This window comes from Pseudomonas sp. H1_F01 (genome assembly GCF_054681425.1).
This window is the reverse complement of record NZ_CP162823.1, coordinates 452,961-478,091: the sequence shown is the minus strand read 5'-3', so window position 1 is coordinate 478,091 and position 25,131 is coordinate 452,961. Positions and strand designations below refer to the sequence as shown.

The 25,131-nt window shown below is 61.8% G+C and carries 24 protein-coding genes; 12 read left to right on the top strand and 12 right to left on the bottom strand.

Annotation, left to right across the window (positions count from 1 at the left end; genetic code table 11):
- Window positions 1–2 precede the first annotated feature (2 nt).
- From rho to AB4O09_RS02150, 3 genes are all read right to left on the bottom strand, one after another.
- A complete protein-coding gene (gene rho / locus AB4O09_RS02160; RefSeq protein ID WP_003206716.1) occupies window positions 3–1,262 on the bottom strand; it encodes a transcription termination factor Rho in 1,260 nt (419 codons plus the stop codon).
- Window positions 1,263–1,503: 241 nt separating this feature from the next.
- Window positions 1,504–1,833, bottom strand: coding sequence for a thioredoxin TrxA (trxA, locus tag AB4O09_RS02155; protein WP_003206727.1), 330 nt, complete (start codon window positions 1,831–1,833; stop codon window positions 1,504–1,506).
- A 121-nt stretch (window positions 1,834–1,954) separates the two neighbouring features.
- The gene (locus AB4O09_RS02150) at window positions 1,955–2,662 is read right to left on the bottom strand and encodes a FadR/GntR family transcriptional regulator (RefSeq protein WP_003206729.1); all 708 of its coding nucleotides are present in this window, start codon (window positions 2,660–2,662) and stop codon (window positions 1,955–1,957) included.
- 254 nt (window positions 2,663–2,916) lie between these two features.
- Between AB4O09_RS02150 and AB4O09_RS02145 the strand changes: the two genes are divergently transcribed.
- The 5 genes from AB4O09_RS02145 (at window position 2,917) to ppx (ending at window position 7,479) form a co-directional block, all read left to right on the top strand.
- A complete protein-coding gene (locus AB4O09_RS02145; RefSeq protein ID WP_013694526.1) occupies window positions 2,917–3,702 on the top strand; it encodes a transporter substrate-binding domain-containing protein in 786 nt (261 codons plus the stop codon).
- 21 nt (window positions 3,703–3,723) lie between these two features.
- On the top strand, window positions 3,724–4,404 hold the full coding sequence (locus tag AB4O09_RS02140) for an amino acid ABC transporter permease (protein ID WP_003206733.1): 681 nt from the start codon (window positions 3,724–3,726) through the stop codon (window positions 4,402–4,404).
- Window positions 4,401–5,051 (top strand): amino acid ABC transporter permease, encoded by a 651-nt coding sequence (locus AB4O09_RS02135; RefSeq protein WP_003206735.1) that lies wholly within the window; start codon window positions 4,401–4,403, stop codon window positions 5,049–5,051. Before AB4O09_RS02140 ends, AB4O09_RS02135 begins: the two co-directional genes overlap by 4 nt.
- Window positions 5,038–5,775 carry an amino acid ABC transporter ATP-binding protein gene (locus AB4O09_RS02130; protein ID WP_003206736.1) on the top strand — a complete coding sequence of 246 codons (738 nt, stop codon included), beginning with the start codon at window positions 5,038–5,040 and terminating at the stop codon, window positions 5,773–5,775. Before AB4O09_RS02135 ends, AB4O09_RS02130 begins: the two co-directional genes overlap by 14 nt.
- A gap of 201 nt (window positions 5,776–5,976) precedes the next feature.
- Complete coding sequence (gene ppx / locus AB4O09_RS02125) at window positions 5,977–7,479, top strand: exopolyphosphatase (protein WP_003206738.1); 1,503 nt, start codon at window positions 5,977–5,979, stop codon at window positions 7,477–7,479.
- 159 nt (window positions 7,480–7,638) lie between these two features.
- On the opposite strand, the gene ppk1 is transcribed toward ppx, so the two are convergent.
- Both ppk1 and hemB read right to left on the bottom strand, forming a co-directional pair.
- Window positions 7,639–9,855: a polyphosphate kinase 1 gene (ppk1, locus tag AB4O09_RS02120; protein ID WP_003206739.1), complete on the bottom strand. Its 2,217-nt coding sequence runs from the start codon at window positions 9,853–9,855 to the stop codon at window positions 7,639–7,641.
- Window positions 9,856–9,872: 17 nt separating this feature from the next.
- Complete coding sequence (hemB, locus tag AB4O09_RS02115) at window positions 9,873–10,886, bottom strand: porphobilinogen synthase (protein ID WP_003206741.1); 1,014 nt, start codon at window positions 10,884–10,886, stop codon at window positions 9,873–9,875.
- Window positions 10,887–11,091: 205 nt separating this feature from the next.
- Here hemB and AB4O09_RS02110 point away from each other — a divergent pair, with 205 nt between their 5' ends.
- On the top strand, window positions 11,092–11,715 hold the full coding sequence (locus AB4O09_RS02110; protein WP_003206742.1) for a DedA family protein: 624 nt from the start codon (window positions 11,092–11,094) through the stop codon (window positions 11,713–11,715).
- Here the strand turns inward: AB4O09_RS02110 and AB4O09_RS02105 are convergent.
- Entirely contained in the window at window positions 11,696–12,943 is a 1,248-nt protein-coding gene (locus AB4O09_RS02105) for a sterol desaturase family protein (protein WP_027912772.1), read from the bottom strand. The genes AB4O09_RS02110 and AB4O09_RS02105 overlap by 20 nt on opposite strands.
- Before the next feature lie 123 nt (window positions 12,944–13,066).
- Here AB4O09_RS02105 and elbB point away from each other — a divergent pair, with 123 nt between their 5' ends.
- A complete protein-coding gene (gene elbB / locus AB4O09_RS02100; RefSeq protein ID WP_460107901.1) occupies window positions 13,067–13,735 on the top strand; it encodes an isoprenoid biosynthesis glyoxalase ElbB in 669 nt (222 codons plus the stop codon).
- Between the two features lie 122 nt (window positions 13,736–13,857).
- Here elbB and AB4O09_RS02095 read toward each other — a convergent pair whose 3' ends face one another.
- Both AB4O09_RS02095 and AB4O09_RS02090 read right to left on the bottom strand, forming a co-directional pair.
- On the bottom strand, window positions 13,858–14,313 hold the full coding sequence (locus AB4O09_RS02095; protein ID WP_003206748.1) for a YaiI/YqxD family protein: 456 nt from the start codon (window positions 14,311–14,313) through the stop codon (window positions 13,858–13,860).
- A gap of 111 nt (window positions 14,314–14,424) precedes the next feature.
- Window positions 14,425–16,323: an FTR1 family protein gene (locus AB4O09_RS02090; RefSeq protein ID WP_003206750.1), complete on the bottom strand. Its 1,899-nt coding sequence runs from the start codon at window positions 16,321–16,323 to the stop codon at window positions 14,425–14,427.
- Window positions 16,324–16,636: 313 nt separating this feature from the next.
- Here AB4O09_RS02090 and AB4O09_RS02085 point away from each other — a divergent pair, with 313 nt between their 5' ends.
- The 4 genes from AB4O09_RS02085 to AB4O09_RS02070 all read left to right on the top strand — a co-directional run bounded on the left by AB4O09_RS02085 (window position 16,637) and on the right by AB4O09_RS02070 (window position 19,952).
- Window positions 16,637–18,031, top strand: coding sequence for a COG3014 family protein (locus AB4O09_RS02085; RefSeq protein WP_027912773.1), 1,395 nt, complete (start codon window positions 16,637–16,639; stop codon window positions 18,029–18,031).
- 18 nt (window positions 18,032–18,049) lie between these two features.
- Window positions 18,050–18,421, top strand: a complete 372-nt coding sequence (locus tag AB4O09_RS02080) for a YcfL family protein (protein WP_460107898.1) — start codon at window positions 18,050–18,052, stop codon at window positions 18,419–18,421.
- Between the two features lie 196 nt (window positions 18,422–18,617).
- Window positions 18,618–19,205, top strand: a complete 588-nt coding sequence (gene lpoB, locus AB4O09_RS02075; RefSeq protein ID WP_003177333.1) for a penicillin-binding protein activator LpoB — start codon at window positions 18,618–18,620, stop codon at window positions 19,203–19,205.
- 3 nt (window positions 19,206–19,208) lie between these two features.
- Window positions 19,209–19,952: a hypothetical protein gene (locus AB4O09_RS02070; protein ID WP_003206756.1), complete on the top strand. Its 744-nt coding sequence runs from the start codon at window positions 19,209–19,211 to the stop codon at window positions 19,950–19,952.
- Window positions 19,953–20,052: 100 nt separating this feature from the next.
- Here the strand turns inward: AB4O09_RS02070 and rhtB are convergent, their stop codons facing one another.
- From rhtB to AB4O09_RS02055, 3 genes are all read right to left on the bottom strand, one after another.
- On the bottom strand, window positions 20,053–20,685 hold the full coding sequence (rhtB, locus tag AB4O09_RS02065) for a homoserine/homoserine lactone efflux protein (RefSeq protein WP_003206758.1): 633 nt from the start codon (window positions 20,683–20,685) through the stop codon (window positions 20,053–20,055).
- A gap of 142 nt (window positions 20,686–20,827) precedes the next feature.
- Window positions 20,828–21,409: a mechanosensitive ion channel family protein gene (locus AB4O09_RS02060; protein ID WP_003206760.1), complete on the bottom strand. Its 582-nt coding sequence runs from the start codon at window positions 21,407–21,409 to the stop codon at window positions 20,828–20,830.
- On the bottom strand, window positions 21,409–23,319 hold the full coding sequence (locus AB4O09_RS02055; protein WP_003206762.1) for an ATP-binding cassette domain-containing protein: 1,911 nt from the start codon (window positions 23,317–23,319) through the stop codon (window positions 21,409–21,411). The genes AB4O09_RS02060 and AB4O09_RS02055 overlap by 1 nt, the downstream gene beginning before the upstream one ends.
- A gap of 50 nt (window positions 23,320–23,369) precedes the next feature.
- On the opposite strand from AB4O09_RS02055, the gene AB4O09_RS02050 reads away from it, so the two are divergent.
- The gene (locus tag AB4O09_RS02050; protein WP_003206764.1) at window positions 23,370–23,834 is read left to right on the top strand and encodes a TIGR02444 family protein; all 465 of its coding nucleotides are present in this window, start codon (window positions 23,370–23,372) and stop codon (window positions 23,832–23,834) included.
- Here the strand turns inward: AB4O09_RS02050 and AB4O09_RS02045 are convergent.
- The gene (locus tag AB4O09_RS02045) at window positions 23,831–25,036 is read right to left on the bottom strand and encodes an AlgP family protein (protein ID WP_460107896.1); all 1,206 of its coding nucleotides are present in this window, start codon (window positions 25,034–25,036) and stop codon (window positions 23,831–23,833) included. The genes AB4O09_RS02050 and AB4O09_RS02045 overlap by 4 nt on opposite strands.
- Between the last annotated feature and the right edge of the window lie 95 nt (window positions 25,037–25,131).

The following is a 25,131-nucleotide window of genomic DNA, read 5'->3' as shown; positions in this document are numbered from 1 at the left end:
TGTTACTTGCGTTTCATCGACAGGAAGAACTCGTCGTTGGTCTTGGTCGTCTTCAGCTTGTCGACCAGGAACTCGATGGCGGCGACTTCATCCATCGGATGCAGCAGCTTGCGCAGGATCCACATGCGCTGCAACTCGTCGTCGGCGGTCAGCAACTCTTCGCGGCGTGTGCCGGAACGGTTGATGTTGATGGCCGGGAATACACGCTTCTCGGCAATACGGCGATCCAGAGGCAGCTCCATGTTGCCGGTGCCCTTGAATTCCTCGTAGATCACTTCGTCCATCTTCGAACCGGTTTCAACCAGCGCGGTGGCGATGATGGTCAGCGAACCGCCTTCCTCGATGTTCCGCGCGGCGCCGAAGAAACGCTTCGGTTTTTCCAGCGCGTGGGCATCGACACCACCGGTCAGCACCTTGCCGGAGCTCGGGATCACGGTGTTGTAGGCACGGGCCAGACGGGTGATGGAGTCCAGCAGGATCACCACGTCCTTCTTGTGCTCGACCAGGCGCTTGGCCTTCTCGATCACCATTTCGGCAACCTGCACGTGGCGGGTCGGCGGCTCGTCGAACGTCGAGGCGACCACTTCGCCGCGCACGGTGCGCTGCATCTCGGTCACTTCTTCCGGACGTTCGTCGATCAGCAGCACGATCAGGTGAACTTCAGGGTTGTTACGGGCGATGTTGGCCGCGATGTTCTGCAGCATGATCGTCTTGCCCGCTTTCGGCGGCGCCACGATCAGGCCACGCTGACCTTTGCCGATGGGTGCGCACAGGTCGATGACACGACCGGTGAGGTCTTCGGTGGAACCGTTGCCGGCTTCCATCTTCATGCGCACGGTCGGAAACAGCGGGGTCAGGTTCTCGAAGAGAATCTTGTTTTTCGCGTTTTCCGGACGGTCGAAGTTGATCGTGTCGACCTTGAGCAGGGCGAAGTAACGCTCGCCTTCCTTCGGAGGGCGGATCTTGCCAACGATGGTGTCACCGGTGCGCAAGTTGAAGCGACGGATCTGGCTCGGCGAGACGTAGATATCGTCTGGGCCGGCGAGATAGGAAGCGTCTGCGGAGCGAAGGAAGCCGAAGCCGTCCTGGAGAATCTCCAGCACGCCATCACCGGAGATTTCCTCGCCGCTTTTCGCGTGCTTCTTGAGCAGGGAGAAAATCACGTCCTGCTTGCGCGAACGGGCCATATTTTCTATGCCCATCTGTTCGGCCAATTCGAGCAGTTCGGTAATCGGCTTTTGCTTGAGTTCAGTCAGATTCATATAGGAATGACGTAATCATTTATGGAGGGGGGAAATTAAGCTTTTGGCTTAATGAGGCCGCGCCGCGGAGAAGGCGACAGGATCGCGTACTTATTCGAAAGGAGAGCGTCGGCGACGGCTTGCAGGGGGCAATGGAGAAACCAGTGCGGGGCCGAATGTACCACCTGGGTTTGCAAGCGTCTAGCCCCGAATAACGAAAAAGCCCCGCGATTTGCGGGGCTTTTCCAGTGGCATTCGGCGCTTAGATGTTGGCGTCGAGGAAAGCAGCCAGTTGCGACTTCGACAGCGCACCCACTTTGGTGGCTTCGACGTTGCCGTTCTTGAACAGCATCAGGGTCGGGATACCACGTACGCCGTGCTTGGCCGGAGTCTCCTGGTTTTCGTCGATGTTCAGCTTGGCAACGGTCAGCTTGCCTTTGTAGGTCTCGGCAATCTCGTCCAGGACCGGGGCAATCATTTTGCAGGGACCGCACCACTCAGCCCAATAGTCGACCAGTACCGCGCCTTCGGCCTTGAGTACGTCAGCCTCGAAGCTAGCGTCGCTAACGTGTTTGATCAGATCGCTGCTCATGGAAATCTCCGGGGTTGTCAGCAAAAAAACGTGGCCCATCATAGCGGCCCTTCCCGGGTTCAGGAAGCCGCAGTTGATTGAGTCTCGCTATGGCGGTCGATGGCTTTGGGTATGGCCGAGGTCACGAAGCCGCGGGGGCGACGAAGGAAATCCCGGTACGCAGTGCAGCGTTACGTACATGTTCCTGCATGGCTTTTTGCGCAGCGCCTGAAGCCCGACGAGCCAGGGCGCGAAGGATCTTGCGATGCTCCTGCCAGGTTTCCATCGCCCGCTCCGCCCTGATGAACGGTAGTTTCTGGCTTTCCAGGAAGATGTCGGCGCTGGCAGTAAGGATGCTCAGCATCGCCTGATTGCCGCTGGCCAACAGGATTCGCCGATGAAATTCGAAATCCAGCCGCGCGGCGGCATCGAAATCGCCGATCTTCAGTTCACGGCGCATGGCTTCGACATTGTCTTGCAGCGTGTCCAGCTCATCGGCGCTGAGGGTCACCGCCGCCAACCCCGCCGCGAAACCCTCCAGGGCGTAGCGCAACTGGAAGATATCCACTGGCGAGGCCTGGGCCGCGAACGGCCAGCCCGGCGCCGATTCGCTGCGCGGGGCCTCTACCGGGGCCTGCACGAAAACCCCCTTGCCCGGCTGCACGCTGATCATGCCCAGGGCACTGAGGGATGACAGCGCTTCGCGCAGCGACGCCCGACTCACCCCCAATTGCAGCGCCAGGTCCCGTTGCGACGGCAACGCATCGCCCGGGCCGAAGCCTTCATCGACAATCAGTTTGCGGATGGCTTGCAGGGCCACTTCAGGAACGGCGCGAGCGATGGAATTCATGATTTTTAAGACGAACCGGGCCAGTGAGCGGCTAGTTGTAAAGCTATTCGCCGCGCCCGGCAAGTCGTGCCCCAGCAGGGTTCGGCGACAAATACCGACGCCCGATAACGGTGCGAAAAATGCCACGACTGTTCAGACCAGTAAGACCGCTCCCCACCAGCAAAACCGTGGCTTGGCCTGCTGAAAAGTCGCCTTGGCATGGCCTGTGCTCTGTCCGAACGCAGAAATCACATCACCGATTGCGGAGATTCGCCATGATTCAGCGTTGCAGCGCCCTGCTCACAGCCCTGTTTGCCAGCCTGATGCTCTGTCAGCTACCCGCCCACGCCGATGGCCTGGAAGACGTGGTCAAGCGTGGCACCCTCAAGGTTGCCGTGCCCCAGGACTTCCCTCCATTCGGTTCGGTAGGCCCGGACATGAAACCCCGCGGCCTGGACATCGACACTGCAAAACTGCTGGCCGACCAGCTCAAGGTCAAGCTTGAACTGACGCCGGTCAACAGCACCAACCGCATCCCCTTCCTGACCACCGGCAAGGTCGACCTGGTGATTTCCAGCCTGGGCAAGAACCCGGAGCGGGAAAAGGTCATCGACTTCTCCAGTGCCTACGCGCCGTTCTACCTGGCCGTGTTCGGTCCGCCTGACGCCGCCATCAACAACCTGGACGACCTCAAGGGCAAGACCATCAGCGTCACCCGTGGCGCCATCGAAGACATCGAGCTGACCAAGGTCGCCCCCGAAGGCACCACCATCAAGCGCTTCGAAGACAACAACTCGACCATCGCCGCCTACCTGGCCGGTCAAGTGGACCTGATCGCCAGCGGCAACGTGGTGATGGTCGCCATCAGCGAACGCAACCCCAAGCGTGTTCCAGCGCTGAAGGTAAAACTCAAGGACTCGCCGGTGTACGTAGGCGTGAACAAGAACGAGCCGGCGCTGTTGGAGAAGGTCAACCAGATCCTCGCCACCGCCAAGACCGATGGCAGCCTGGAGAAAAACTCCCAGACCTGGCTCAAGCAGCCGCTGCCGGCCGATCTCTGATCGTCGCTTGAGAGGCTGAGCATGGCTTATCAGTTCGATTTTCTGCCGGTGGTGCAAAACACCGAGCTGCTGTTGCGCGGCGCGCTGTTCACCCTGGAACTGACGGCCATCGGTACGTTGCTCGGGGTCAGCCTGGGCATCGTCGGGGCCGTGGTGCGGGCGTGGAACATTCGTCCGTTCGCGGCGATCTTCGGCGTGTACGTGGAGTTGATCCGCAACACACCGTTCCTGGTGCAGCTGTTTTTCATCTTCTTCGGCTTGCCGTCCCTGGGCCTGCAGATTTCCGAATGGCAGGCGGCGGTATTGGCGATGGTGATCAACCTCGGCGCCTACTCCACCGAGATCATCCGCGCCGGCATCCAGGCGATCCCGCGGGGGCAACTGGAAGCCGCCGCGGCCCTGGCGATGAGCCGTTTCGAGGCCTTCCGCCATGTGGTGCTGCTGCCGGCACTGGGCAAGGTCTGGCCGGCGTTGAGCAGCCAGATCATCATCGTGATGCTCGGCTCGGCGGTCTGCTCGCAGATCGCCACCGAAGAGTTGAGCTTTGCCGCCAACTTCATCCAGTCGCGCAACTTCCGCGCCTTCGAAACCTATGCGCTGACCACGCTCATCTACTTGTGCATGGCGCTGTTGATCCGCCAGTTCCTGAACTGGGTGGGTCGCCGCTGCCTGTACAAGAGCAGCAACGGGAGCGGCCGATGAGCGATTTCACTTTCTGGGACGTGGTGCGCAACCTGCTCACCGGCCTGCAATGGACCCTGGCGCTGTCGCTGGTGGCGTTTATCGGTGGCGGCGTGATCGGCTTGCTGATCATGGTGTTGCGCATCTCCAAGAGCGCCCTGCCCCGCAACATCGCCCGTACCTACATTGAGCTGTTCCAAGGCACACCGCTGTTGATGCAGCTGTTCCTGGTGTTCTTCGGCGTGGCCCTGGCCGGGGTGGAGATTTCCCCCTGGATGGCGGCGGCGATTGCCTTGACGCTGTTTACCAGCGCCTACCTGGCGGAGATCTGGCGCGGTTGTGTCGACTCGATTTCCCACGGCCAGTGGGAAGCCTCGGCGAGCCTGGCCCTCAACCCGCTGGAGCAGTTGCGCTACGTGATCCTGCCCCAGGCCCTGCGCATCGCCGTGGCGCCGACCGTGGGCTTTTCGGTGCAAGTGGTCAAGGGCACGGCCGTGACCTCGATCATTGGCTTTACCGAACTGACCAAGACCGGCGGCATGCTCGCCAACGCCACGTTCGAGCCGTTCATGGTCTATGGCCTGGTCGCCCTCGGTTATTTCCTGCTCTGCTACCCCTTGTCCCTCAGTGCGCGCTACCTGGAAAGGAGACTGCATGCCTCTGCTTAGAATTACCGCCCTGCATAAATACTACGGCGATCATCACGTGCTCAAAGGCATCGACCTGAGTGTCGAGGAAGGCCAGGTGGTGGCGATCATCGGCCGCAGCGGCTCGGGCAAATCCACCTTGCTGCGCACCCTCAATGGATTGGAATCGATCAACGACGGCGTGATCGAAGTCGACGGCGAATACCTCGATGCGGCCCGCGCCGACCTGCGCAGCCTGCGGCAGAAAGTCGGAATGGTGTTCCAGCAGTTCAACCTGTTCCCGCACCTGACGGTGGGCGAGAACGTCATGCTCGCGCCGCAAGTTGTGCAAAAAGTGCCCAAGGCCAAGGCGGCCGTGCTGGCGCGGCAGATGCTGGAACGGGTCGGGCTTGGCGAGAAATTCGATGCCTTCCCGGACCGCTTGTCTGGTGGCCAGCAACAACGGGTCGCGATTGCCCGGGCGCTGGCGATGTCGCCGAAGGTGCTGCTGTGCGACGAAATCACCTCGGCCCTGGACCCGGAGCTGGTCAATGAAGTGCTCAGCGTGGTGCGCCAATTGGCCAAGGAAGGCATGACGCTGATCATGGTCACCCATGAAATGCGTTTTGCCCGGGAAGTCGGCGACAAGCTGGTATTCATGCACCAGGGCAAGGTGCATGAGGTGGGCGATCCCAAGGTGCTGTTCGCCAATCCGCAGACGGCGGAGCTGGCGAATTTTATCGGGATGGTCGAGCCGGCAGCCTGAGAATCTGCGTTACCGGCTCTGGCCTCATCGCGAGCAAGCTCGCTCCCACAGGATTATCGGTTGCCTGCGATTGTGCACACGACGCAGAACCCATGTGGGAGCGAGCTTGCTCGCGATTGACCGCAAAGCGGTCGCCTTTGCGTTGGCGTAAGCGGTCGATCGTGGCAGGATGGCGAGGTTATCGACCGAGACTTTTTGACCATGCCGCCATCCCAAGCCAAGAATCTGTCCCTGATCGCTGCCATAGACCTGGGCTCCAACAGCTTCCACATGGTCGTCGCCAAGGCCCAGAACGGGGAAATCCGCATTCTTGAGCGGCTCGGCGAGAAGGTCCAACTGGCCGCCGGTATCGACGAAGAGCGCAAGCTGAGCGAAGAATCCATCCAGCGCGGGCTCGATTGCCTCAAGCGGTTTGCCCAACTGATCAACGGCATGCCCCTGGGCGCGGTGCGGATCGTGGGCACCAACGCCCTGCGCGAGGCGCGCAACCGTGGCGAGTTCATCCGCCGCGCCGAAGAAATCCTCGGGCATCCGGTAGAAGTCATTTCCGGCCGTGAAGAAGCCCGCCTGATCTATCTGGGCGTCTCCCACACATTGGCCGACACCCCGGGCAAGCGCCTGGTGGCGGACATCGGTGGCGGCAGTACCGAATTCATCATCGGCCAGCGCTTCGAACCGCTGCTGCGCGAAAGCCTGCAGATGGGCTGCGTCAGCTACACCCAGCGCTATTTCCGCGACGGCAAGATCACCCCGGCCCGCTACGCCCAGGCCTACACGGCGGCGCGCCTGGAAATCATGAGCATCGAACACGCCCTGCACCGCCTGACCTGGGACGAAGCCATCGGCTCCTCAGGGACCATTCGGGCCATAGGCCTGGCTCTCAAGGCCGGCGGTCACGGCACTGGCGAGGTCAACGCCGAGGGCCTGGCCTGGCTCAAGCGCAGGGTGTTCAAGCTCGGCGAAGCGGACAAGATCGATTTCGAAGGCATCAAGCCTGATCGCCGGGCGATTTTCCCCGCGGGCCTGGCCATCCTCGAGGCGATTTTCGACGCCCTCGAACTGCAACGCATGGACCACTGTGAAGGCGCCCTGCGCGAAGGCGTGCTGTATGACCTGCTGGGGCGTCATCATCACGAAGACGTGCGCGAGCGCACCCTGGGCTCGCTCATGGAGCGTTATCACGTCGACCTGGAACAGGCCGTACGGGTCGAACGCAAGGCGCTGCACGCCTTCGACCAGGTGGCCGACGATTGGGACTTGAACGACGGGGTCTGGCGCGAGTTGCTGGGCTGGGCCGCCAAGGTCCATGAAGTAGGCCTGGACATCGCCCACTATCACTACCACAAGCATGGCGCCTACCTGATCGAGCATTCGGACCTGGCGGGGTTTTCCCGGGAAGACCAGCAAATGCTCGCGCTGTTGGTGCGCGGCCATCGGCGCAACATTCCCAAGGATAAATTTGCCGAGTTCGGCGATGACGGCATCAAGCTGATTCGCCTGTGCGTGCTGCTGCGCTTTGCGATCCTGTTCCATCACATCCGTGGCACCCAGGAAATGCCCCAGGTGGTCCTGCACGCCAATGGCGATCAGTTGGATGTGCTGTTCCCCGAAAATTGGCTGGAAGAGAACCAACTGACCCAGGCCGACTTCGCCCAGGAAGCGGAATGGCTGACCCGGGTCGGGATTGTGCTGAACATTCACTGATTATCGACTGCAACGCAGATCTCTTGTGGCGAGGGGATTTATCCCCGCTGGGCTGCGTAGCAGCCCTAAAACCTGCCTACCCGTTGGGGCCGCTTCGCGGCCCAACGGGGATAAATCCCCTCGCCACAAAAGCTAAGCCTGCCCCCAACCTTCGAGCGTTTAACGAACCGCCAACACCGGGCTGCTCAAGCGCTCGAGCAAGGTCGCCTGGGCGCTGCGCGGGTTCTGGTTGCCGGTCGGCGTGTTGCGGATGTAACGGCCATCCGACTGCAAGCTCCAGCTGTGGGTGTTGTCGGTAAGGTAGCTTTCCAGCTCTTTCTTGACCCGCAGGATCAGCTTCTTGCCTTCCACCGGGAAGCAGGTCTCGACCCGCTTGTCGAGGTTGCGCTCCATCCAGTCGGCGCTGGACAGGAACATCTGCTCCTCTCCGCCGTTGAGGAAGTAGAACACCCGCGTATGTTCCAGGAAGCGCCCGATGATCGAGCGTACGTGGATGTTGTGGGACACCCCCGGAATGCCCGGTCGCAGGCAGCACATGCCACGCACCACCAGGTCGATGCGCACGCCCGACTGGCTGGCCTTGTACAACGCACGAATGATCTTCGGGTCGGTCAGCGAGTTGAACTTGGCAATGATGTGGGCCGGCTTGCCGTCCAGGGCGAACTGCGTCTCCCGGGCGATCATGTCGAGCATGCCCTTTTTCAGGGTGAACGGCGCATGCAGCAGTTTCTTCATGCGCAGGGTCTTGCCCATGCCGATCAACTGGCTGAACAGCTTGCCGACGTCTTCGCACAAGGCATCGTCAGAGGTCAGCAGGCTGTAGTCGGTGTACAGGCGGGCGTTGGCAGCGTGGTAGTTGCCGGTGCCCAAGTGGGCGTAACGCACGATCTCACCGGCTTCACGGCGCAGGATGAGCATCATCTTGGCGTGGGTCTTGAAGCCGACCACGCCGTAGATCACCACCGCACCGGCCGCTTGCAGGCGGCTGGCCAGTTGCAGGTTGGATTCCTCGTCGAAGCGCGCACGCAATTCGATCACTGCCGTGACTTCCTTGCCGTTACGCGCCGCATCCACCAGGGCATCGACGATTTCCGAGTTGGCGCCGCTGCGGTACAGGGTCTGGCGCACCGCCAGGACGTGGGGGTCCTTGGCGGCCTGGCGCAGCAGGTCGACCACCGGCGTGAACGACTCGAACGGGTGCAGCAGCAGGATGTCCTGCTTGCTGACCACGCTGAAAATGTTCTCGCTGTTCTGCAGCAGTTTCGGGATCTGCGGCGTGAACGGCAGGTATTGCAGTTCCGGATGGCTGTCCAGGCCGGTGATGCTGAACAGTCGAGTCAGGTTGACCGGGCCGTTGACCTGATACAGCTCGGTCTCATGCAGGTTGAACTGCTTGAGCAGATAGTCGGACAGGTGTTTCGGACAGGTGTCGGCCACCTCCAGGCGCACCGCATCGCCGTAGCGACGGGAGAACAGCTCGCCGCGCAGGGCGCGGGCCAGGTCTTCGACGTCCTCGGTGTCCACCGACAGGTCGGCGTTACGCGTCAGGCGGAACTGGTAGCAACCCTTCACCTTCATGCCCTGGAACAGGTCATCGGCGTGAGCGTGGATCATCGACGACAGGAACACATAATTGTCGCCAGGGCCGCCAACGTCTTCCGGCACGCGGATGATACGCGGCAGCAGGCGTGGCGCCGGAATGATCGCCAGGCCGGAATCGCGACCGAAGGCGTCGATGCCTTCCAGTTCGACGATGAAGTTCAGGCTCTTGTTGACCAGCAGCGGGAACGGGTGCGTCGGATCGAGGCCGATCGGGGTGATGATCGGCGCGATCTCGTCGCGGAAATAGCGGCGCACCCAAGTCTTGAGCTTGGTGGTCCAGTAGCGGCGACGGATGAAGCGCACCTGGTGCTTTTCCAACTCCGGCAACAGGATGTCGTTGAGGATCGCGTATTGCCGGTCAACGTGGCCGTGGACCAGCTCGCTGATGCGCGCCAGGGCCTGGTGCGGTTGCAGGCCGTCGGCACCGGCCTGTTCACGGGCGAAGGTGATCTGCTTCTTCAGCCCGGCGACGCGGATCTCGAAAAACTCATCCAGGTTGCTGGAAAAGATCAGCAGGAACTTTAACCGCTCCAGCAGCGGGTAGGACTCGTCCAGCGCCTGCTCCAGCACGCGGATGTTGAACTGCAGTTGCGACAGCTCCCGATGGATGTACAGGCTGCTGTCATCCAGGTTGGGAATCACAATCGCCGGGGCCGGCGCGGGCTCGACGACCGCCGGGGCAGCAGGCTCCAGCGTCGGCGGTGTCTCGGCAATCTGCTCGACCACGGGCTGAGCATCTTTTACGGCAACTTCGGAGAGTCCTTCGGTATTCATCGCAAGTTCCTGGGAGGCTATTTCTGCTCTCGTAACAATTGGGCGGCGCGCACAGCAAAGTAAGTCAGGATGCCATCAGCACCTGCGCGCTTGAAAGCGGTCAAGGACTCCAGGATCACCCCTTCGCCCAACCAGCCGTTCTGGATCGCGGCCATGTGCATCGCGTACTCGCCGCTGACCTGATAAACAAAGGTCGGCACTTTGAATTCGTCTTTGACCCGGCAAAGAATGTCGAGGTAGGGCATGCCAGGCTTGACCATGACCATGTCTGCCCCTTCTGACAAGTCAGCCGCCACTTCGTGCAAGGCTTCCTGACTGTTGGCCGGGTCCATCTGATAAGAGGCCTTGTTGGCCTTGCCCAGGTTCAGGGCCGAGCCGACCGCATCGCGGAACGGGCCGTAATAGGCGCTGGCGTACTTGGCCGAGTAGGCCATGATCCGCACGTTGACGTGACCGGCCACCTCGAGGGCTTCGCGGATCGCCTGGATGCGCCCGTCCATCATGTCCGACGGCGCCACCACCTGGGCACCGGCCTCGGCGTGGGACAGGGCCTGCCTGACCAGTGCATCGACGGTAATGTCGTTCTGCACGTAGCCTTCTTCATCGAGGATACCGTCCTGCCCGTGGGTGGTGAACGGGTCCAGCGCCACGTCGGTGATCACCCCCAGCTCCGGGAAGCGCGCGCGCAGGGCACGGGTCGCGCGTTGGGCGATGCCTTGCGGGTTCCAGGCTTCAGCGGCGTCCAGGGACTTGAGGGTCGGCGGCGTGACCGGGAACAGCGCCAGCGCCGGAATGCCCAGCTCGACCCAGTGGGCGGCTTCTTCGAGCAGCAGGTCGATGGTCAGGCGTTCCACCCCGGGCATCGACGCCACCGCTTCGCGACGGTTCTCACCGTCCAGCACGAATACCGGCAGGATCAGGTCATTGGTGGTCAGCACGTTTTCACGCACCAGCCGACGAGAGAACTCATCACGACGGTTGCGACGCAGGCGGGTAGCAGGGAACAGACGATTGGCGGGGGTAAAGCTCACGGCAGACTCCTGAGCCCGTGCTGACGGGCGAGCGTGACAGTTATAAGCGCCCATTATGACGAAGACATTACAGTTGTGTGCACCTGCGTCCTGTCGTCGCAGTTATTGTCATTGTAGGAATTGTTCACGTCGAGACACATTTCGATACTTTCCTGAATGTGTCTGAAGGGTTAGGCTGCGCGTTCATTTCGCCAGCACCCAGACAATGCTCCAACAATTTCTGCATGACTTCGGCTACTTGGCCTTGTTTATCGGCACGTTCTTCGAAGGCGAAACTATCCTCGTGCTCGCAGGTTTCCTGGCGTTCCGTGGCTACATGGACATCAATCTGGTGGTCGTCGTGGCGTTCTGCGGCAGCTACGCGGGCGATCAGCTGTGGTATTTCCTGGGACGCAAGCACGGGCGCAAGCTCCTGGCGCGCAAGCCGCGCTGGCAGTTGATGGGGGATCGGGCGCTGGAGCACATTCGCCGGCATCCGGACATCTGGGTCCTGAGCTTCCGCTTCGTCTATGGCCTGCGCACGGTGATGCCAGTGGCGATCGGCCTGTCAGGCTATCCGCCGGGTCGTTACCTGTTGCTCAACGGCATCGGTGCGGCGATCTGGGCCACGGCGCTGGCCGCAGCCGCGTACCACTTTGGCGCGGTGCTCGAAGGCATGCTGGGCAGCATCAAGAAGTATGAGTTGTGGGTCCTCGGCGCATTGCTGGTGCTGGGCCTGGTCTTGTGGCTGCGCCGACGCATCAAGAATGCGCGCCTGGCCAGGAAAGTCCTCGAAGCCGAGCGCCTGGAGCAAGCCAGGTCCGGCGAGCCTACGACGCCAACCGAGTAAACCGGGTGCGGCAGCAATACAGCCCGATACCGCTGAGCAGGCTGTAGCTGAGCAGCCCGGCCCAGGCCCCATGGCTCATCACAGCGCTGGTCGGCCACAACCCGGCCAAGGGCGCCAGCCACACCAGCGGCAGGTTCGAGGCCAGCCGCAACAGCTCCAGCCGCAACGTCCACGGGCGATTCTCCAGGGCCACGCCCAACACGAACAGACCGAACGCCACCGCGCCCCAACCCAGCACCAGGGCGGCGACCGGCAGGCTGGCTTCAAGGTTCATCAGATAACTGCCCAAGGCAATGTAGGCGCAGAACTGCAGCCCCACGTACCACTGCTGACGTGCATCCAGCGGCACCTCGAATTTGCGGAACTGGCTCAAGTCCGGCTTATTCAGCGGGTACTTGGCCGAGACGTCCGCCGGTCGCCAACCGGTGGGCATGAACCAGATCCGCAGCTTGTCCCACCAACGCTCCGCCCGCCGCGCATCGGCCCATAGCTGCGCATAGAACTGCAGGTTGGCCCACAACGGATTCCAGCTCGCCAGCGGCGTGGTCACGCCGAAAATCACCGGTTCGTTAGCGTCTTCTTCCTGAAAGGTGCCAAACAGACGATCCCAAATAATGAACACCCCGCCGTAGTTGCGATCCATGTAGAGAGGGTTCTGTGCATGGTGGGCACGATGATTGGACGGCGTGACGAAGCACCACTCCAGCCAGCCGAGCTTGGGAATGTGCTGGGTGTGGACCCAGAACTGGTACAGCAGATTCAACGCCGCGACGCTGACGAAGACCGCCAGCGGCACGCCCAATACGGCGAGCGGGAGGTAGAAGATCCAGCTCAGCAGGAACCCGGTGCTGGTCTGGCGCAACGCCGTGGAAAGGTTGTAGTCCTCACTCTGGTGGTGCACCGAATGGGCAGCCCAGAGGACGTTGCGTTCATGGCCCATGCGGTGCAGCCAGTAATAACAGAAGTCGTAGAGCACAAAGGCAAACACCCAGCTCCAGGCCCGATCGGCCGGCAGCTCGATGACAGCCAGGTGTTTCAATGCAAAGGCGTAGGTCACCAGCCCCACGCCTTTGGTCAACAGGCCAGTTGTGGTCGACAGCACGCCGGTGCTCAAGCTGTTGATCGCGTCTGCCACACGATAGTGGCTCACACCCCGCCAGCGATCAGCCAGCAACTCGACGGCGATCAGCACGAAGAAGAACGGCACGGCATACAGGATGAAGTTCATGACGCAACCCGGGCATGCAAGGCAGGGAGATAGTCGGCAGATTAGGTGTAGCTGCCCGATCCCCCTATGGCAACGAGTGACAAATTAGTAGACATTTAACGCCATGAATCTGGAGAAAAGCCCATGAGCAAAAAAATTGCAGTGATCCTTTCCGGCTGTGGCGTGTATGACGGCGCCGAGATCCACGAAAGCGTGATCACCTTGCTGCGCCTCGATCAGCGTGGGGCTCACGTCCAGTGCTTCGCCCCCAACATTGCCCAGTTGCATGTGATCAATCACCTGACCGGCGAGGAAATGCCCGAGAGCCGCAATGTGTTGGTGGAATCGGCACGGATCGCCCGAGGCAACGTGAAGGACTTGCGTGAAGCCAGGGCCGAGGACTTCGACGCCCTGATCGTACCCGGCGGTTTTGGCTCGGCGAAAAACCTCTCCAACTTTGCCGTCGAAGGCGCTGGCTGCACGGTCCAACCAGAAGTCCTGGCGCTGACCGAGGCCTTTGCCGAGGCCGGCAAACCGGTCGGGCTGATCTGCATCTCACCGGCCCTGGCGGCGAAAATCTATGGCCCGGGTGTGGTCTGCACCGTCGGCAACGACGTCGACACTGCCGCCGCCGTGACCAAAATGGGGGCTACTCACGAAGAGTGCGCCGTCACCGATATCGTTGAAGACCGCGCGCGCAAACTGGTCAGCACCCCGGCCTACATGCTGGCGCAGAACATCAGCGAAGCGGCTTCTGGCATCAACAAGCTGGTGGACCGGGTGTTGGAACTGACGCACGAGAACGACGCCTGACCCCACCACCACTACCCCTGTGGGAGCGAGCTTGCTCGCGATAGCGTCGGCTCAGCTACATTTGCATTGGCTGATACACCGCATCGCGAGCAAGCTCGCTCCCACAGGGGGTCGGGCAAGGCTTAAGCGATTCGGGTCAGGCGCGTCAGGATCCGATCCAGCGCATTGGCAAACCCCTGCTTGTCCCGCTCGCCATACGCCGCCGGGCCGCCGCCCATGTGGCCCTGTTCGCGCAAATCGGTGAACAGGTTGCGCACCGCCAGCCGATCGCCCATGTTCTGGGCATCGAACTCTTTGCCTCGTGGGTCCAGGGCGGCGACGCCCTTCTTCACCAACCGGTCGGCCAAGGGCACATCGCTGCAGATCACCAGCTCACCCGGCTCGGCGTGCTCCACCAGGTAATCGTCCGCCGCATCAGGGCCACTGGGCACCACGATCAGCTTCACACAAGCCAGGGCTGGCTTGATCTGCGGCTGACCAGCCACCAGCACCACCTGGAACCGGCGCTTCAAGGCGAACTTGACCACCAGGTCTTTCGCGGCCTTGGGACAGGCATCGGCGTCGATCCATACGCGCATTGAATGGTTTCCTCTAAATTAAAATGCATCGCGGGCAAGCCTTGCTCCCACAAGCGAGTGCCGACTGTGGGAGCAAGGCTTGCCCGCGATTATGAGCGCAGCGAATGGTTTTCAGGAAACCTGGAGCCGACGCTTCTCCACCACCCAACTGCGCCCATACAGCACCACGATCGCCAGGATCGCCACCACTTGAGCGGCCAGCGAATAGGCGTCGGCATGAATGCCCAGCCAGTCGAAGTCGAAGAACGCCACCGGATGGGTGCCGAAGATCCCGGCTTCCTGCAACGCCTTCACGCCGTGACCGGCGAATACCACCGACAGCGCGCACAGCAACGCGGCATTGATACTGAAGAACAGCGCCAGCGGCAGTTTCGCCGAGCCGCGCAGGATCACCCAGGCCAGCCCCACCAACAACACCAGCGCCGTCGCGCCACCGGCCAGCACCGCGTTGTGCCCGGCAGGGCCCGCTTGCAGCCACAGGGTTTCGTAGAACAGGATCACTTCGAACAGTTCGCGGTAGACCGAGAAGAACGCCAGGATCGCAAAACCAAAACGCCCACCGCCGCCCACCAGGCTGCTCTTGATGTAGTCCTGCCAGGCCGCTGCGTGGCGACGGTCGTGCATCCACACACCCAGCCACAGCACCATCACACTGGCGAACAACGCCGTCGCGCCTTCAAGCAGCTCACGCTGGGCACCGCTGACGTCGATCACATACGCCGCCAGCCCCCAGGTCGCCAGGCCGGCCAACAGCGCCAGGCCCCAACCGGCGTTGACGCTGCGCACGGCCGACTGCTGGCCGGTGTTGCGCAGGAACGCCAGGATCGCCGCCAGCACCAGGATCGCTTCCAGCCCTTCGCGCAGCAGAATCAGCAACCCGGAGATGTAGCTCAACGACCAGCTCAAGCCATCGCCGCCCAGCAAGCCGGCTGACTCCTTCAACTTGGCCTTGGCCGCGTCCAGGCGCTGTACCGCCTGCTCGATTGGCAAACCGTCCTGCAAAGACTGACGGTAGGCCATCAGGGACTTTTCGGTGTCCTTGCGCACATTGGCGTCGACGTTATCCAGCGAGCTTTCCACCAGCTCGAAACCTTCCAGGTAAGCGGCTACCGACAAATCGTAGGCCTGGTCGTGGTCACCGGCACGGTACGCCGCGATGCTTTTATCCAGGGTGGCCGCCGTGTAGTCGAGCAACTGCGCCGGGCCACGTTGCACCTGCGGCGGCTGGGCGCGCTGGGCACGGAACGTCGCCGCCGCTGCCGGGCCTTGCGCGGCGAGGACTTCGGCCGGGGTCTGGCGCGCCAGGTCAGCGAGGTTGAAGACCTGTTCACCTTTGGCAGCGGCCGGGTCGGCGCTGAAGCTGGCGATGTAGGTCGCCAGGTCCCAGCGCTGACGATCGTCGAGCTGATCGGCGAAGGCCGGCATGTCGGTGCCTTCGATACCCATGCCGACGGTGTTGTAGATCGCATAGAGACTCAGGCGATCCAGGCGCTGGGCGTCCCGCATGTTGGCGGGCGGCGGTTCCATGCCGACACCGGCAGGACCGTCGCCGGCACCGTTGGCCCCATGGCACACCGAGCAATTCTGGGCATACAGCGGCGCGCCGCGGGAGGGATCGGGGGTAATCACCGGCGCCTGGCTGACTTCATATGCCACCGCCAGCTTGGCCCCTAGTTGCCGCGCCAGGCGCGCGACGTCGCCGCCGTCCTGGCGCTGGGTGATCGCGCTGCGCAAGGTGTCGATACCCTGGGTCAGTTCAGCCTTTTCCGGTTTGGCCGGCAGCCCGGCGATCAACCCTGCCAGCACCTGGGTGAATTCCAGCTGCTCGCGGTATTCCCCGTCCTCGATGACTTTGCCTGCCTCGACCGTCGCCGGGTAGTCCGCACCGATGTAATCCAGCAAATGCAGCGCCTGGGGGGCGCCCTCGACGGTGTCGGCCAGCAGCGAGGTGCTGCACAGCGCAAGCAATGGCAGTACAAGCCAGGCCAGGAAACGGAACGGCGCAGTCATGAATGACTCTCGATTGGTAATAAGAAGTAACACATTGTTCACTTCCAATGACTTTGGCTCAAGAGCCGATGTGCTTTGACGGCACATTTTCATCGGATTCCTGCTTTGGAGGTGATGTCACAAAAACAGCATTTCGAGATTGAAAAGCCATTACATAGCCAAGCGCCATGTTTATAATCGCGCCGCCTTCTTATTGTTCGATGGCATAAAAGCTCCTCTTCTTATGAGGAACCGACAGCGTCCCGACGTTTGTCCGTGGGATCGCTCCAGCCCGACCCGCAAACCCCGGCTGTTACTCAGGGAAGAAATGTTCATGGCATCCCGTGCCGTTTTTTCGGTCGCCCTCGGTGCGATCACCTTGTTGTCCGGCTGTTCAGCCTTTCGCAACTACGACAGCGAATTGGCCCAGACCAACCAGCAGTTGGCTTCCGGCAACGTCGACGGCGCATTGACGCTGCTGGAAAAGAACAACACCAGCCAGGACAAGGACCTGCTGTATTACTTCGAAAAAGGCGAGTTGCTGCGCGCCAAGGGCGACCTGTCTGGCAGCCAGACGGCCTGGACCAGCGCCGATCAACAGGTTGGCCAATGGGAGGACGCGGTCAAACTCGACACGGCCAAGTACCTGGCCCAGTTCGGCAGCTTCCTGGTCAACGATAAAGTGCGCCGCTACGAAGGCTACGATTACGAAAAGGTCATGCTGACCACGCAGATGGCGCTGAACCTGCTGGCCGTGAATGACTTCGACGGGGCGCGGACCCAGATCAAGAAGACCCACGAACGCGAAGCGGTGATCGCCGACCTGCGGGACAAGGAATACCTCAAGCGCGAGGAAGACGCCGAGAAACAAGGCGTCAAGACCGAATACAAGGACCTCAAGGGTTACCCGGTGGCCAGCCTCGACGCCCCGGAAGTGGTCAGCCTGAAAAACAGTTACCAGAGCGCGTTCAGCCATTACCTGGCCGGCTTCGTCTATGAAGCCCTGGGTGAAAAGGACCTGGCCGCACCGGGTTACCGCAAGGCCGCCGAACTGCGCCCCAACACGCCGCTGCTGGAGCAGGCCCTGCTCAACCTCGACAAGCCTGCCACCAAGAACGATGACAGCGACATCCTGATCGTGGTGCAGAGTGGCCTGGCACCGTCCCGGGACTCGATCCGCATTCCCCTGCCCTTGCCGATCAGCGGCAACGTGGTCATCACGCCGTTGTCGTTCCCGCTGATCAAGCCTGATACCTCCACGGCCACCTTCAGCCAGATCGGTGTCGACGGTCGTCAGTTGGACCTGACCCAGCTCAACAGCACCACCGCCATGTCCCGCCGCGCCCTGCGCGACGACATGCCGGGCATCATCCTGCGCACCACCGTGCGCGCCGTCACCCGTGGCGTGGCGCAAAAGCAGATCAACGACACCAATCCCTTGGCCGGCCTGGCCGTCGGCCTCACCTCGGCCGTACTCGAAGGTGCCGATACCCGAACCTGGCGCACCCTGCCCGACTACACCCAGGTGGTGCGCCTGCGCCTGAAGAAAGGCGAGCACCAGGTCACCTTGCCAAGCTCGGTGGGCGGCTCGGTGGTCAAGGTCACCGTCGACCAGCGCTATCAGGTCATCAGCCTGCGGGCGGTGGGTAACCAGGTGTTCGCCGGTGGCCTGGCTGCCCAAGTGATGCCAAGCGCCAACCCGACCGCCCTTGCCCTCAAGCAACCTTAAGAACGGAGTCTTGTTCACATGCGTTTAAAACTGATCGCCGTCGGTGCCCTGGCCTTGCTGGCCGGGTGCGCCACCCCACCTCCACCGGAGCCGGGCAGCGCCGCCAGCAAGATCGTGGCGATGGGCAAGACCAAAAACATCGTGGTCGGCGCCATGCGCGTGGCCCGGGAAAACGGCTACATGACCGTCAACGTGCAGCTGAGCAACACCAGCTACAACAACAAGACGATGTATTACCGCTTTGCCTGGCTGGGGCCGGAAGGCTTTCCGATCGCCGAGGAAGAAACCTGGAAAAGCCTGACGCTGTACGGTGAACAGACCAGTTTCCTGCCGGCCATCGCACCGACACCCAAGGCGGTGGATTTCCGCTTGGAAATCAATACCCCTTGAGCCTGAGCCATAGGAGCTGATGTAGGCACTGTGTAGGAGCTGACGAGTGCAACGAGGTTGCGATCTTTCCCCAGACACTTGAGTTGCAAGCGAAAGATCAAAAGATCGCAGCCTTCGGCAGCTCCTACAGTGCGCAGCCAGCGGGGATAAATCCCCTCGCAACAAAACCTTTTATACAGTTATTGAGAGCACCCACATGTTCGTACGCATCTCCTCCCTCGCCCTCGCCGCCTTGCTGGTCAGCGGCTGTGCCAACAACTCGCCGGTCCTGGGCAACAAGAACATCAGCTACGGCGACACCAAGGCCGTGGAAACCGTGACCAACGAGTTCGGTTCCACCGACCTGCAAATGATCGCCGAGTCCATGACCCGCTCCCTGGCCCAGTCCGGCATCCTGCAGGGTCGCCCGGTTGTCCAGGTCTATGACGTGAAGAACAAGACCAGCGAATACATCGACACCCGTGAAATCACCACCAGCATCAAGACCCAGCTGATGAAGACCGGGGCTGCCCGTTTTGCCAGCGACAACACCGCCATGGACAGCCAGGTCGACCAGCTCAAGCTGCAGAACCAGAGCGGCCTGTACAAGAAAAGCACCGTGGCAAAGACCGGCAACATGATCGCTGCCAAGTACCGTCTCGAAGGCTCCATCAGCTCGATCGTCAAGCGCAGCAGCGACTACAAGGACGTCTTCTACAAATTCAGCCTGCAATTGATCGACGTCGAAAGCGGTCTGGCCGAGTGGATGGACGAAAAAGAAATCCGCAAGACCACGGAGCGTTAAGCCATGCGCACATGGATAGGCATCATGGCCCTGGCCTGCGCATTTGGCGCGCAGGCGGCCCCGAAAGTCGCAGTGACCGACCTTGCGTACCAGGAACGGGTGGAGGAATACATCCACACCGTTTCAGCGCAGAGCAACTTCCAGGCGAACCCTTACAGCGCCAGTGCTTCCTCAAGCTACGACGAGATGGAAGCCACCAGCAGCTACATCGAGCAGGGCGAACTGCGCAAGTTCACCGGCGACATCAAGGGCGAGATCCTGCGCAGCGGGATGTTCCAGCTGACCCAGGGCACGCCCCACACCGCGGCGTCCACGGGTGACGTCTATGACGTGATCAAACGCATCAAGGCCGGGAACTTCAAGGGCGCCGACTACGTGCTGTTCGGCACGGTGTCGGACATCGACTTCACCCGCGACATCAACGAGCTGGCCAATACCGACAGCTACTCGGCGGTGCTGGCGCTGACCCTGGTGGCAGACTTCAGCCTGATCAACACCAAGACCTACGAAATCACCTCGGCCTTTACGGCCATGGGCGAAGGCCAGGACACCAAGCTGTTGAACCACCGGGACGTGCACATCAGCCTCAACCGCCCGCGGGTGGTGCGCGATGTGTCCAAGGCCCTGGGGGAAGACGTGGCGCGGCAACTGAGCGAACAGCTCGGCGGCCCGAGCTACCAACAACCCAGCGAGCCGGTGCAGCGCAACAACCTGCCACGGGATACGGCGCCGGTGATTTTGCGCTGAATCACTGAGCGAATGCTCTGTGGCGCAGAGGTCTTGTGGGAGCAAGGCTATGTGGGAGCAAGGCTTGCTCCCACAAAGTAACCTCGCCACGGGTTTTGTTTTACGCCGCAGCCTTGCGAATCGTCGCCAGCAAACCCGCCGCGCCAATGAACATACCCGCGAAGGCACGGTTCATTCGCCGTTGCTGTTTCGGGGTGCGCAACAACCGCAGGACTTTGGACGCCAGCCCGGTGTACCCGGCCATGACGATGAGATCGACCACGACCATCGTTACACCCAGGATCAGGTATTGCTGGATCAACGGGGCATGGGGATTGATGAACTGCGGCAACACCGCCAGCATGAACACCAGCGCCTTGGGGTTGCTGATGTTGACCAGGAAGCCGCGAAAAACCAGCGCCAAGGGCTTGCCGATGGGCCGCGGGCCCGTATCGTCGGTCATTTCACCGGGAATGGCTCGCCACTGTTTGACCCCCAGGTAGACCAGGTAGGCCACGCCGAACCATTTGATTGCATAGAACGCAGTGGCCGACGCAGTGAGGATCGCGCCAACACCGGCGGCGACGATCACGATTTGCAACGCCAGGCCCAATTGCAGGCCCAAGGCGTTCCAGTAACCGCGCCAGAAGCCGTAGCGCAAGCCACTGGACATCGATGCAATGGCACCGGCACCAGGGGAAAGACTGATCACCCAACATGCGGCAAAAAACGCCAGCCATGTTTCCAGCAACATTGCACACCTCAGCTCGGATTCATCGAAACGACTAAGCTAATGCGCCGCCAGGCCGTTGACCACCGTTTTTTGCGCAAGCACTTAAGCCGGCTTGAACACCGTGGCAAGGGAGCTTGCCCCCGCTGGGCTGCGCAGCAGTCCCTTACTCGACGAAACCACCCACCGGAAACGCCTCGCTGCCGCGCCAGCGCCGCACCGAACGCTGGAAGAACAGGCTGTTGGGTACTTGCACCATGGCGCTGCCGGTGCCGAGTTCCTCGGGCTCGATCAGTGTGGTGTACAGCAGATTGATCGCCACCACGCGTCCCTTGATGCCGGGCTTGTCGGTGGTGTCCACCAACTCGACCACATCGCCCAGGCGAAACGGTCCGACGGTGTAGATCAAAACGGCGCAGAACAGGTTCGACAGCACGCTCCAGATGGCAAAGAACGCCACCGCTGCCACCGCGACGAAGCCCGACAATGCGGTCCATAGCACCGTGGCCGAGACGCCCAAGCGCTCGAGCACCACCAGCACCGCAGTGCCCATGATCAGCCAGCGCAGCACACCCCGCAGGATAATGACCAGTTGGGGTGGGAACGGGTAACGCTCACCCAGGCCGGTAAGGGCCCGCGCCACGACACGCTGCGCGACATAACCGGCCAGCAGGATCAGCAGGATTTGCACACCCAGCCAGATCGGCTCGATCCACATGACGGGTACAGGCAACGCCAACGCTTCCATCAGGACAACGCCTCCAGCTCCGCTTGCAGGTTTTCCAGCAGTTCCAGCGCTTGCATCCACGCCTCCTCGAGCTCCGCTTCCCGAACCTTCAGCTTGGCCTGCTCGGCCAGCAAGTCGCGCAACTCATCTTTGCGCGCCGCCTCGTAGAGACCACTGTCGCCAAGGCTGGTTTCGATCTTCTGCAGTTTTTCATGCAGCTTGCCCAGCTCGGCTTCGAGCTTGTCGGCCTCACGCTTGTGCGGCGCCAGTTGCTGGCGCAATGCGGCGGCGGCCTGCCGTTGGGCTTTCTTGTCGGTCTTGTCCGGGTTGACCGGCGTGCTGCTGACCGGCGCGTTGCGCTGACGGTATTCCACCAGCCAACGGGCGTAGTCTTCCAGGTCGCCGTCGAATTCCTCGACCTTGCCATCGGCCACCAGGAAGAAGTTATCCGTGGTGCTCTTGAGCAAATGCCGATCGTGGGACACCACCAGCACCGCGCCACTGAATTCCTGCAAGGCCATGGTCAAAGCCAGGCGCATCTCCAGGTCCAGGTGGTTGGTCGGTTCGTCGAGCAGCAACAGGTTTGGCCGGCCCCAAGCGATCAACGCCAGCGCCAGGCGCGCCTTTTCGCCACCGGAGAAATTCAGCACCGGCTCGTCGATGCGCGCCCCGCGGAAATCGAAACCGCCGAGGAAATCCCGCAGAACCTGCTCGCGCTCGGTCGGCGCCAGGCGTTGCAGGTGCAACAGCGGGCTGGCCTTGGAATCCAGGGAATCGAGCTGATGCTGGGCGAAGTAGCCGACCACCGTGTTCTCGCCCCGGGTGAGACGCCCGGCCAGTGGCTCGAGTTCACCGGAAAGGTTCTTGATCAGGGTCGACTTACCGGCACCGTTGGGGCCCAGCAGACCGATCCGCGCACCCGGGGTCAGTTGCAGCTTGACCTTCTCCAGCACGGTCTTGTCGCCGTAGCCCAGGCGCGCGTCGGACAGGTCGATCAACGGGCTGGAAATCTTGGTCGATTCGCGGAAGACAAAATCGAACGGCGAATCGACGTGGGCCGCCGACAACTCTTCCATCCGCTCCAGCGCCTTGATCCGGCTCTGGGCCTGGCGCGCCTTGGTGGCCTGGGCCTTGAAGCGGGCGATGTAGCTTTCCATGTGCGCACGTTGCGCCTGTTGCTTCTCGTAGGCCTGCTGTTGCTGGGCCAGGCGTTCGGCACGCGCGCGCTCGAAGGCGCTGTAGCCGCCGCGGTACAAGGTGAGCTTGCGCTGATCGACATGGGCCACGTGATCCACCACCGCGTCGAGGAAATCACGGTCGTGGGAAATCAGCAGCAGCGTGCCCGGGTAACTCTTGAGCCAGTCTTCGAGCCAGATGATAGCGTCGAGGTCCAAGTGGTTGGTCGGCTCATCGAGCAACAGCAGATCCGAAGGACACATCAAGGCCTGGGCCAAGTTCAGGCGCATCCGCCAGCCACCGGAGAAGTCCCCGACCTGGCGATCCATCTGCTCATTGGTAAAGCCCAGGCCGGCGAGCAATTTGCGCGCACGGGCATCGGCGGTGTAGCCGTCGGCACTGTCGAGTTCCGCGTGCAGGCGGGCCTGTGCGGCACCGTCGTGGGCCGCTTCGGCCGCAGCCAGGTCACGTTGCACCTGGCGCAGGCGCAGGTCGCCATCGAGCACGTAGTCCACCGCCAGGCGCTCGAGGGTGTCGACCTCCTGGCGCATGTGGGCGATGCGCCAATCGGACGGCAACAGGCAATCACCCGAGTCCGGGTGTAGCTCGCCTCGCAGCAAGGCGAACAGGCTCGATTTGCCGGCGCCGTTGGCACCGATGAGGCCGGCTTTGTGGCCGGCGTGCAGGGTCAGCTCGGCGTCTTCTAGCAGACGTTGCGGGCCACGCTGTAAAGTCAGGTTCTGAAGTCGGATCATAATGGCGGCGGAGTCTACCAGCTTCGCTCGCAACTGGCGCGAGTAGCACGATGTCCCCAGACCTGTGGAGCTTTTCCCTCGACCTCTATGCCAAGCCTGGCGTAGAGCCCGCCTGCCTGGCGTCGCAAGACGCGGGCGCCAACGTCTGCCTGCTGCTTTGTGGCCTGTGGCTGGCGCAGCGCGGCGTGGCCTGCAATGAACACAGGCTGCAGCAGCTTCGACTATTGGCCGAGCCGTGGGATGCCGAGGTGGTGCGGCCACTGCGTACGCTTCGCAGCCAATGGAAAACCAGTGCCCTCCAGGACACGGCACTCAATGACCTGCGCGAGCAAGTCAAACAACTGGAGTTGGCAGCCGAACGGCAATTGCTGGAACGATTGGAAGCACTGGCCAAGGATTGGCCTGGGATACAACAGAACGATTCAGCGCAATGGCTGCAAGGGCTGGCGGCGAATGCCGGGCCAGCGAGCCGCGACGCGCTGCATCAGCTGCGCGTCGCGGTGTCCGGCACTTAGGAAGCGCTGGTTGGGGTGCTGCTGGTGCTCGGCGCAACGGCGGCGGATGGGCTGGTCGCCGCAGCCGGAGTGCTGGCGGTTGGAGCCGGTGCCGCGGTCGGAGCCGGAGCCGCTGGCTTGGCAGCTGGCGCAGTCGCAGGTTTCGCAGCGACTGGCTTTTTCACGGCCGGTTTCGCTGCGGGCTTGGCGGCTGGTTTGGCGGCAGCTGGCTTCGCGGCGGCTGGTTTGGCAGCCGTTGGCTTCGCAGCAGCAGGCTTGGCCGCAGCCGGTTTGGCGGCGGGTTTAGCGGCGGGTTTAGCCGCTACTTTGGCGGGTGCTTTGGCAGCGACTGGCTTGGCAGCCGTTTTCGCAGCAGGCTTGGCCGCAGCCGTTTTCGCAGCAGGCTTGGCCGCAGCCGTTTTGGTTGCTGCTGGTTTGGCAGCCGGCTTGGCGGCAGCAGGTTTTGCAGTGGCTTTTACCGCCGCTTTGGCAGCAGGTTTAGCGGCAGCGGTTTTCGTCGCGGCAGGTTTGGCTGCAACTTTTGCCACAGGTTTGGCGGCTGGTTTAGCAGCAGCTTTTACAGCAGGCTTGGCGGCAGCAGGTTTAGCGGCCGCCGTTTTTGCGGCAGGCTTGGCCGCAGCTTTGACGACTGGTTTTTTTGCCGCAGGTTTTGCAGCGCTGGCAGCGACCGGCTTGGCAGCAGGCTTGCTGGCAGCTTTGGCCGGTGCTTTGGCCGCAGGCTTGGCAGCGACTTTGGCCGGAGCTTTTGCCGCGACGGGTTTAGCCGCCGGCTTCTTGGCCGATACAGCGACAGGCTTGGCAGCACGAAGCGTCAGCGCCTTGCCTGCGGCCTCCTGCACGCGACCGACACCCTGGGCCAGTTTCAGGCTTTCCTGGGCATCACGCTTGAGTTGCAGAATGTAGGTGCGGGTCTCGGACTGACGATCCTTCAAGGCATCGAGCAGGTCTTCGAGTTCTTTCACGACATCTTTGGCCTTGGCTTGTGCCTTGGCCTTGCCAGCGGTGGCTGCGTCTTGCAATTTGGTGCGCGACTTGTGCAGTTTTTCCTGCGCTTTGCCGCGTTGTTTTTCAAGTTTGGCGAGCAGTTTTTCAGCATCAGCCAGGGCTTGGGAGCAGGCATTTTCCAGATGTTCGAGCAGGCTGCCCGAGAGTTGTTGGAGCAAGTGCAACGGAGTGTTTACAGGCTTCTTGGTGGCCGACATGGTTTACCTCCTGACTGACGTGAGTGCGGCTCATACTAGACCTCTGCTTCAACCGCCGCTAGGGCATGTTGACAGTACACAAGACGTTGCGTTGC

Coding starts and splice junctions, on each gene's coding strand:
- trxA (WP_003206727.1), bottom strand. CDS start 1,833: ATGAGCAGCGATCTGATCAAACACGTTAGCGACGCTAGCTTCGAGGCT.
- ppx (WP_003206738.1), top strand. CDS start 5,977: ATGCCGCCATCCCAAGCCAAGAATCTGTCCCTGATCGCTGCCATAGAC.
- AB4O09_RS02135 (WP_003206735.1), top strand. CDS start 4,401: ATGAGCGATTTCACTTTCTGGGACGTGGTGCGCAACCTGCTCACCGGC.
- AB4O09_RS02105 (WP_027912772.1), bottom strand. CDS start 12,943: ATGAACTTCATCCTGTATGCCGTGCCGTTCTTCTTCGTGCTGATCGCC.
- AB4O09_RS02055 (WP_003206762.1), bottom strand. CDS start 23,319: ATGATCCGACTTCAGAACCTGACTTTACAGCGTGGCCCGCAACGTCTG.
- AB4O09_RS02045 (WP_460107896.1), bottom strand. CDS start 25,036: ATGTCGGCCACCAAGAAGCCTGTAAACACTCCGTTGCACTTGCTCCAA.
- ppk1 (WP_003206739.1), bottom strand. CDS start 9,855: ATGAATACCGAAGGACTCTCCGAAGTTGCCGTAAAAGATGCTCAGCCC.
- AB4O09_RS02130 (WP_003206736.1), top strand. CDS start 5,038: ATGCCTCTGCTTAGAATTACCGCCCTGCATAAATACTACGGCGATCAT.
- AB4O09_RS02095 (WP_003206748.1), bottom strand. CDS start 14,313: ATGCGCGTATGGATCGACGCCGATGCCTGTCCCAAGGCCGCGAAAGAC.
- AB4O09_RS02085 (WP_027912773.1), top strand. CDS start 16,637: ATGGCATCCCGTGCCGTTTTTTCGGTCGCCCTCGGTGCGATCACCTTG.
- rhtB (WP_003206758.1), bottom strand. CDS start 20,685: ATGTTGCTGGAAACATGGCTGGCGTTTTTTGCCGCATGTTGGGTGATC.
- rho (WP_003206716.1), bottom strand. CDS start 1,262: ATGAATCTGACTGAACTCAAGCAAAAGCCGATTACCGAACTGCTCGAA.
- AB4O09_RS02070 (WP_003206756.1), top strand. CDS start 19,209: ATGCGCACATGGATAGGCATCATGGCCCTGGCCTGCGCATTTGGCGCG.
- AB4O09_RS02110 (WP_003206742.1), top strand. CDS start 11,092: ATGCTCCAACAATTTCTGCATGACTTCGGCTACTTGGCCTTGTTTATC.
- AB4O09_RS02090 (WP_003206750.1), bottom strand. CDS start 16,323: ATGACTGCGCCGTTCCGTTTCCTGGCCTGGCTTGTACTGCCATTGCTT.
- AB4O09_RS02080 (WP_460107898.1), top strand. CDS start 18,050: ATGCGTTTAAAACTGATCGCCGTCGGTGCCCTGGCCTTGCTGGCCGGG.
- AB4O09_RS02150 (WP_003206729.1), bottom strand. CDS start 2,662: ATGAATTCCATCGCTCGCGCCGTTCCTGAAGTGGCCCTGCAAGCCATC.
- lpoB (WP_003177333.1), top strand. CDS start 18,618: ATGTTCGTACGCATCTCCTCCCTCGCCCTCGCCGCCTTGCTGGTCAGC.
- elbB (WP_460107901.1), top strand. CDS start 13,067: ATGAGCAAAAAAATTGCAGTGATCCTTTCCGGCTGTGGCGTGTATGAC.
- AB4O09_RS02145 (WP_013694526.1), top strand. CDS start 2,917: ATGATTCAGCGTTGCAGCGCCCTGCTCACAGCCCTGTTTGCCAGCCTG.
- AB4O09_RS02060 (WP_003206760.1), bottom strand. CDS start 21,409: ATGGAAGCGTTGGCGTTGCCTGTACCCGTCATGTGGATCGAGCCGATC.
- AB4O09_RS02140 (WP_003206733.1), top strand. CDS start 3,724: ATGGCTTATCAGTTCGATTTTCTGCCGGTGGTGCAAAACACCGAGCTG.
- AB4O09_RS02050 (WP_003206764.1), top strand. CDS start 23,370: ATGTCCCCAGACCTGTGGAGCTTTTCCCTCGACCTCTATGCCAAGCCT.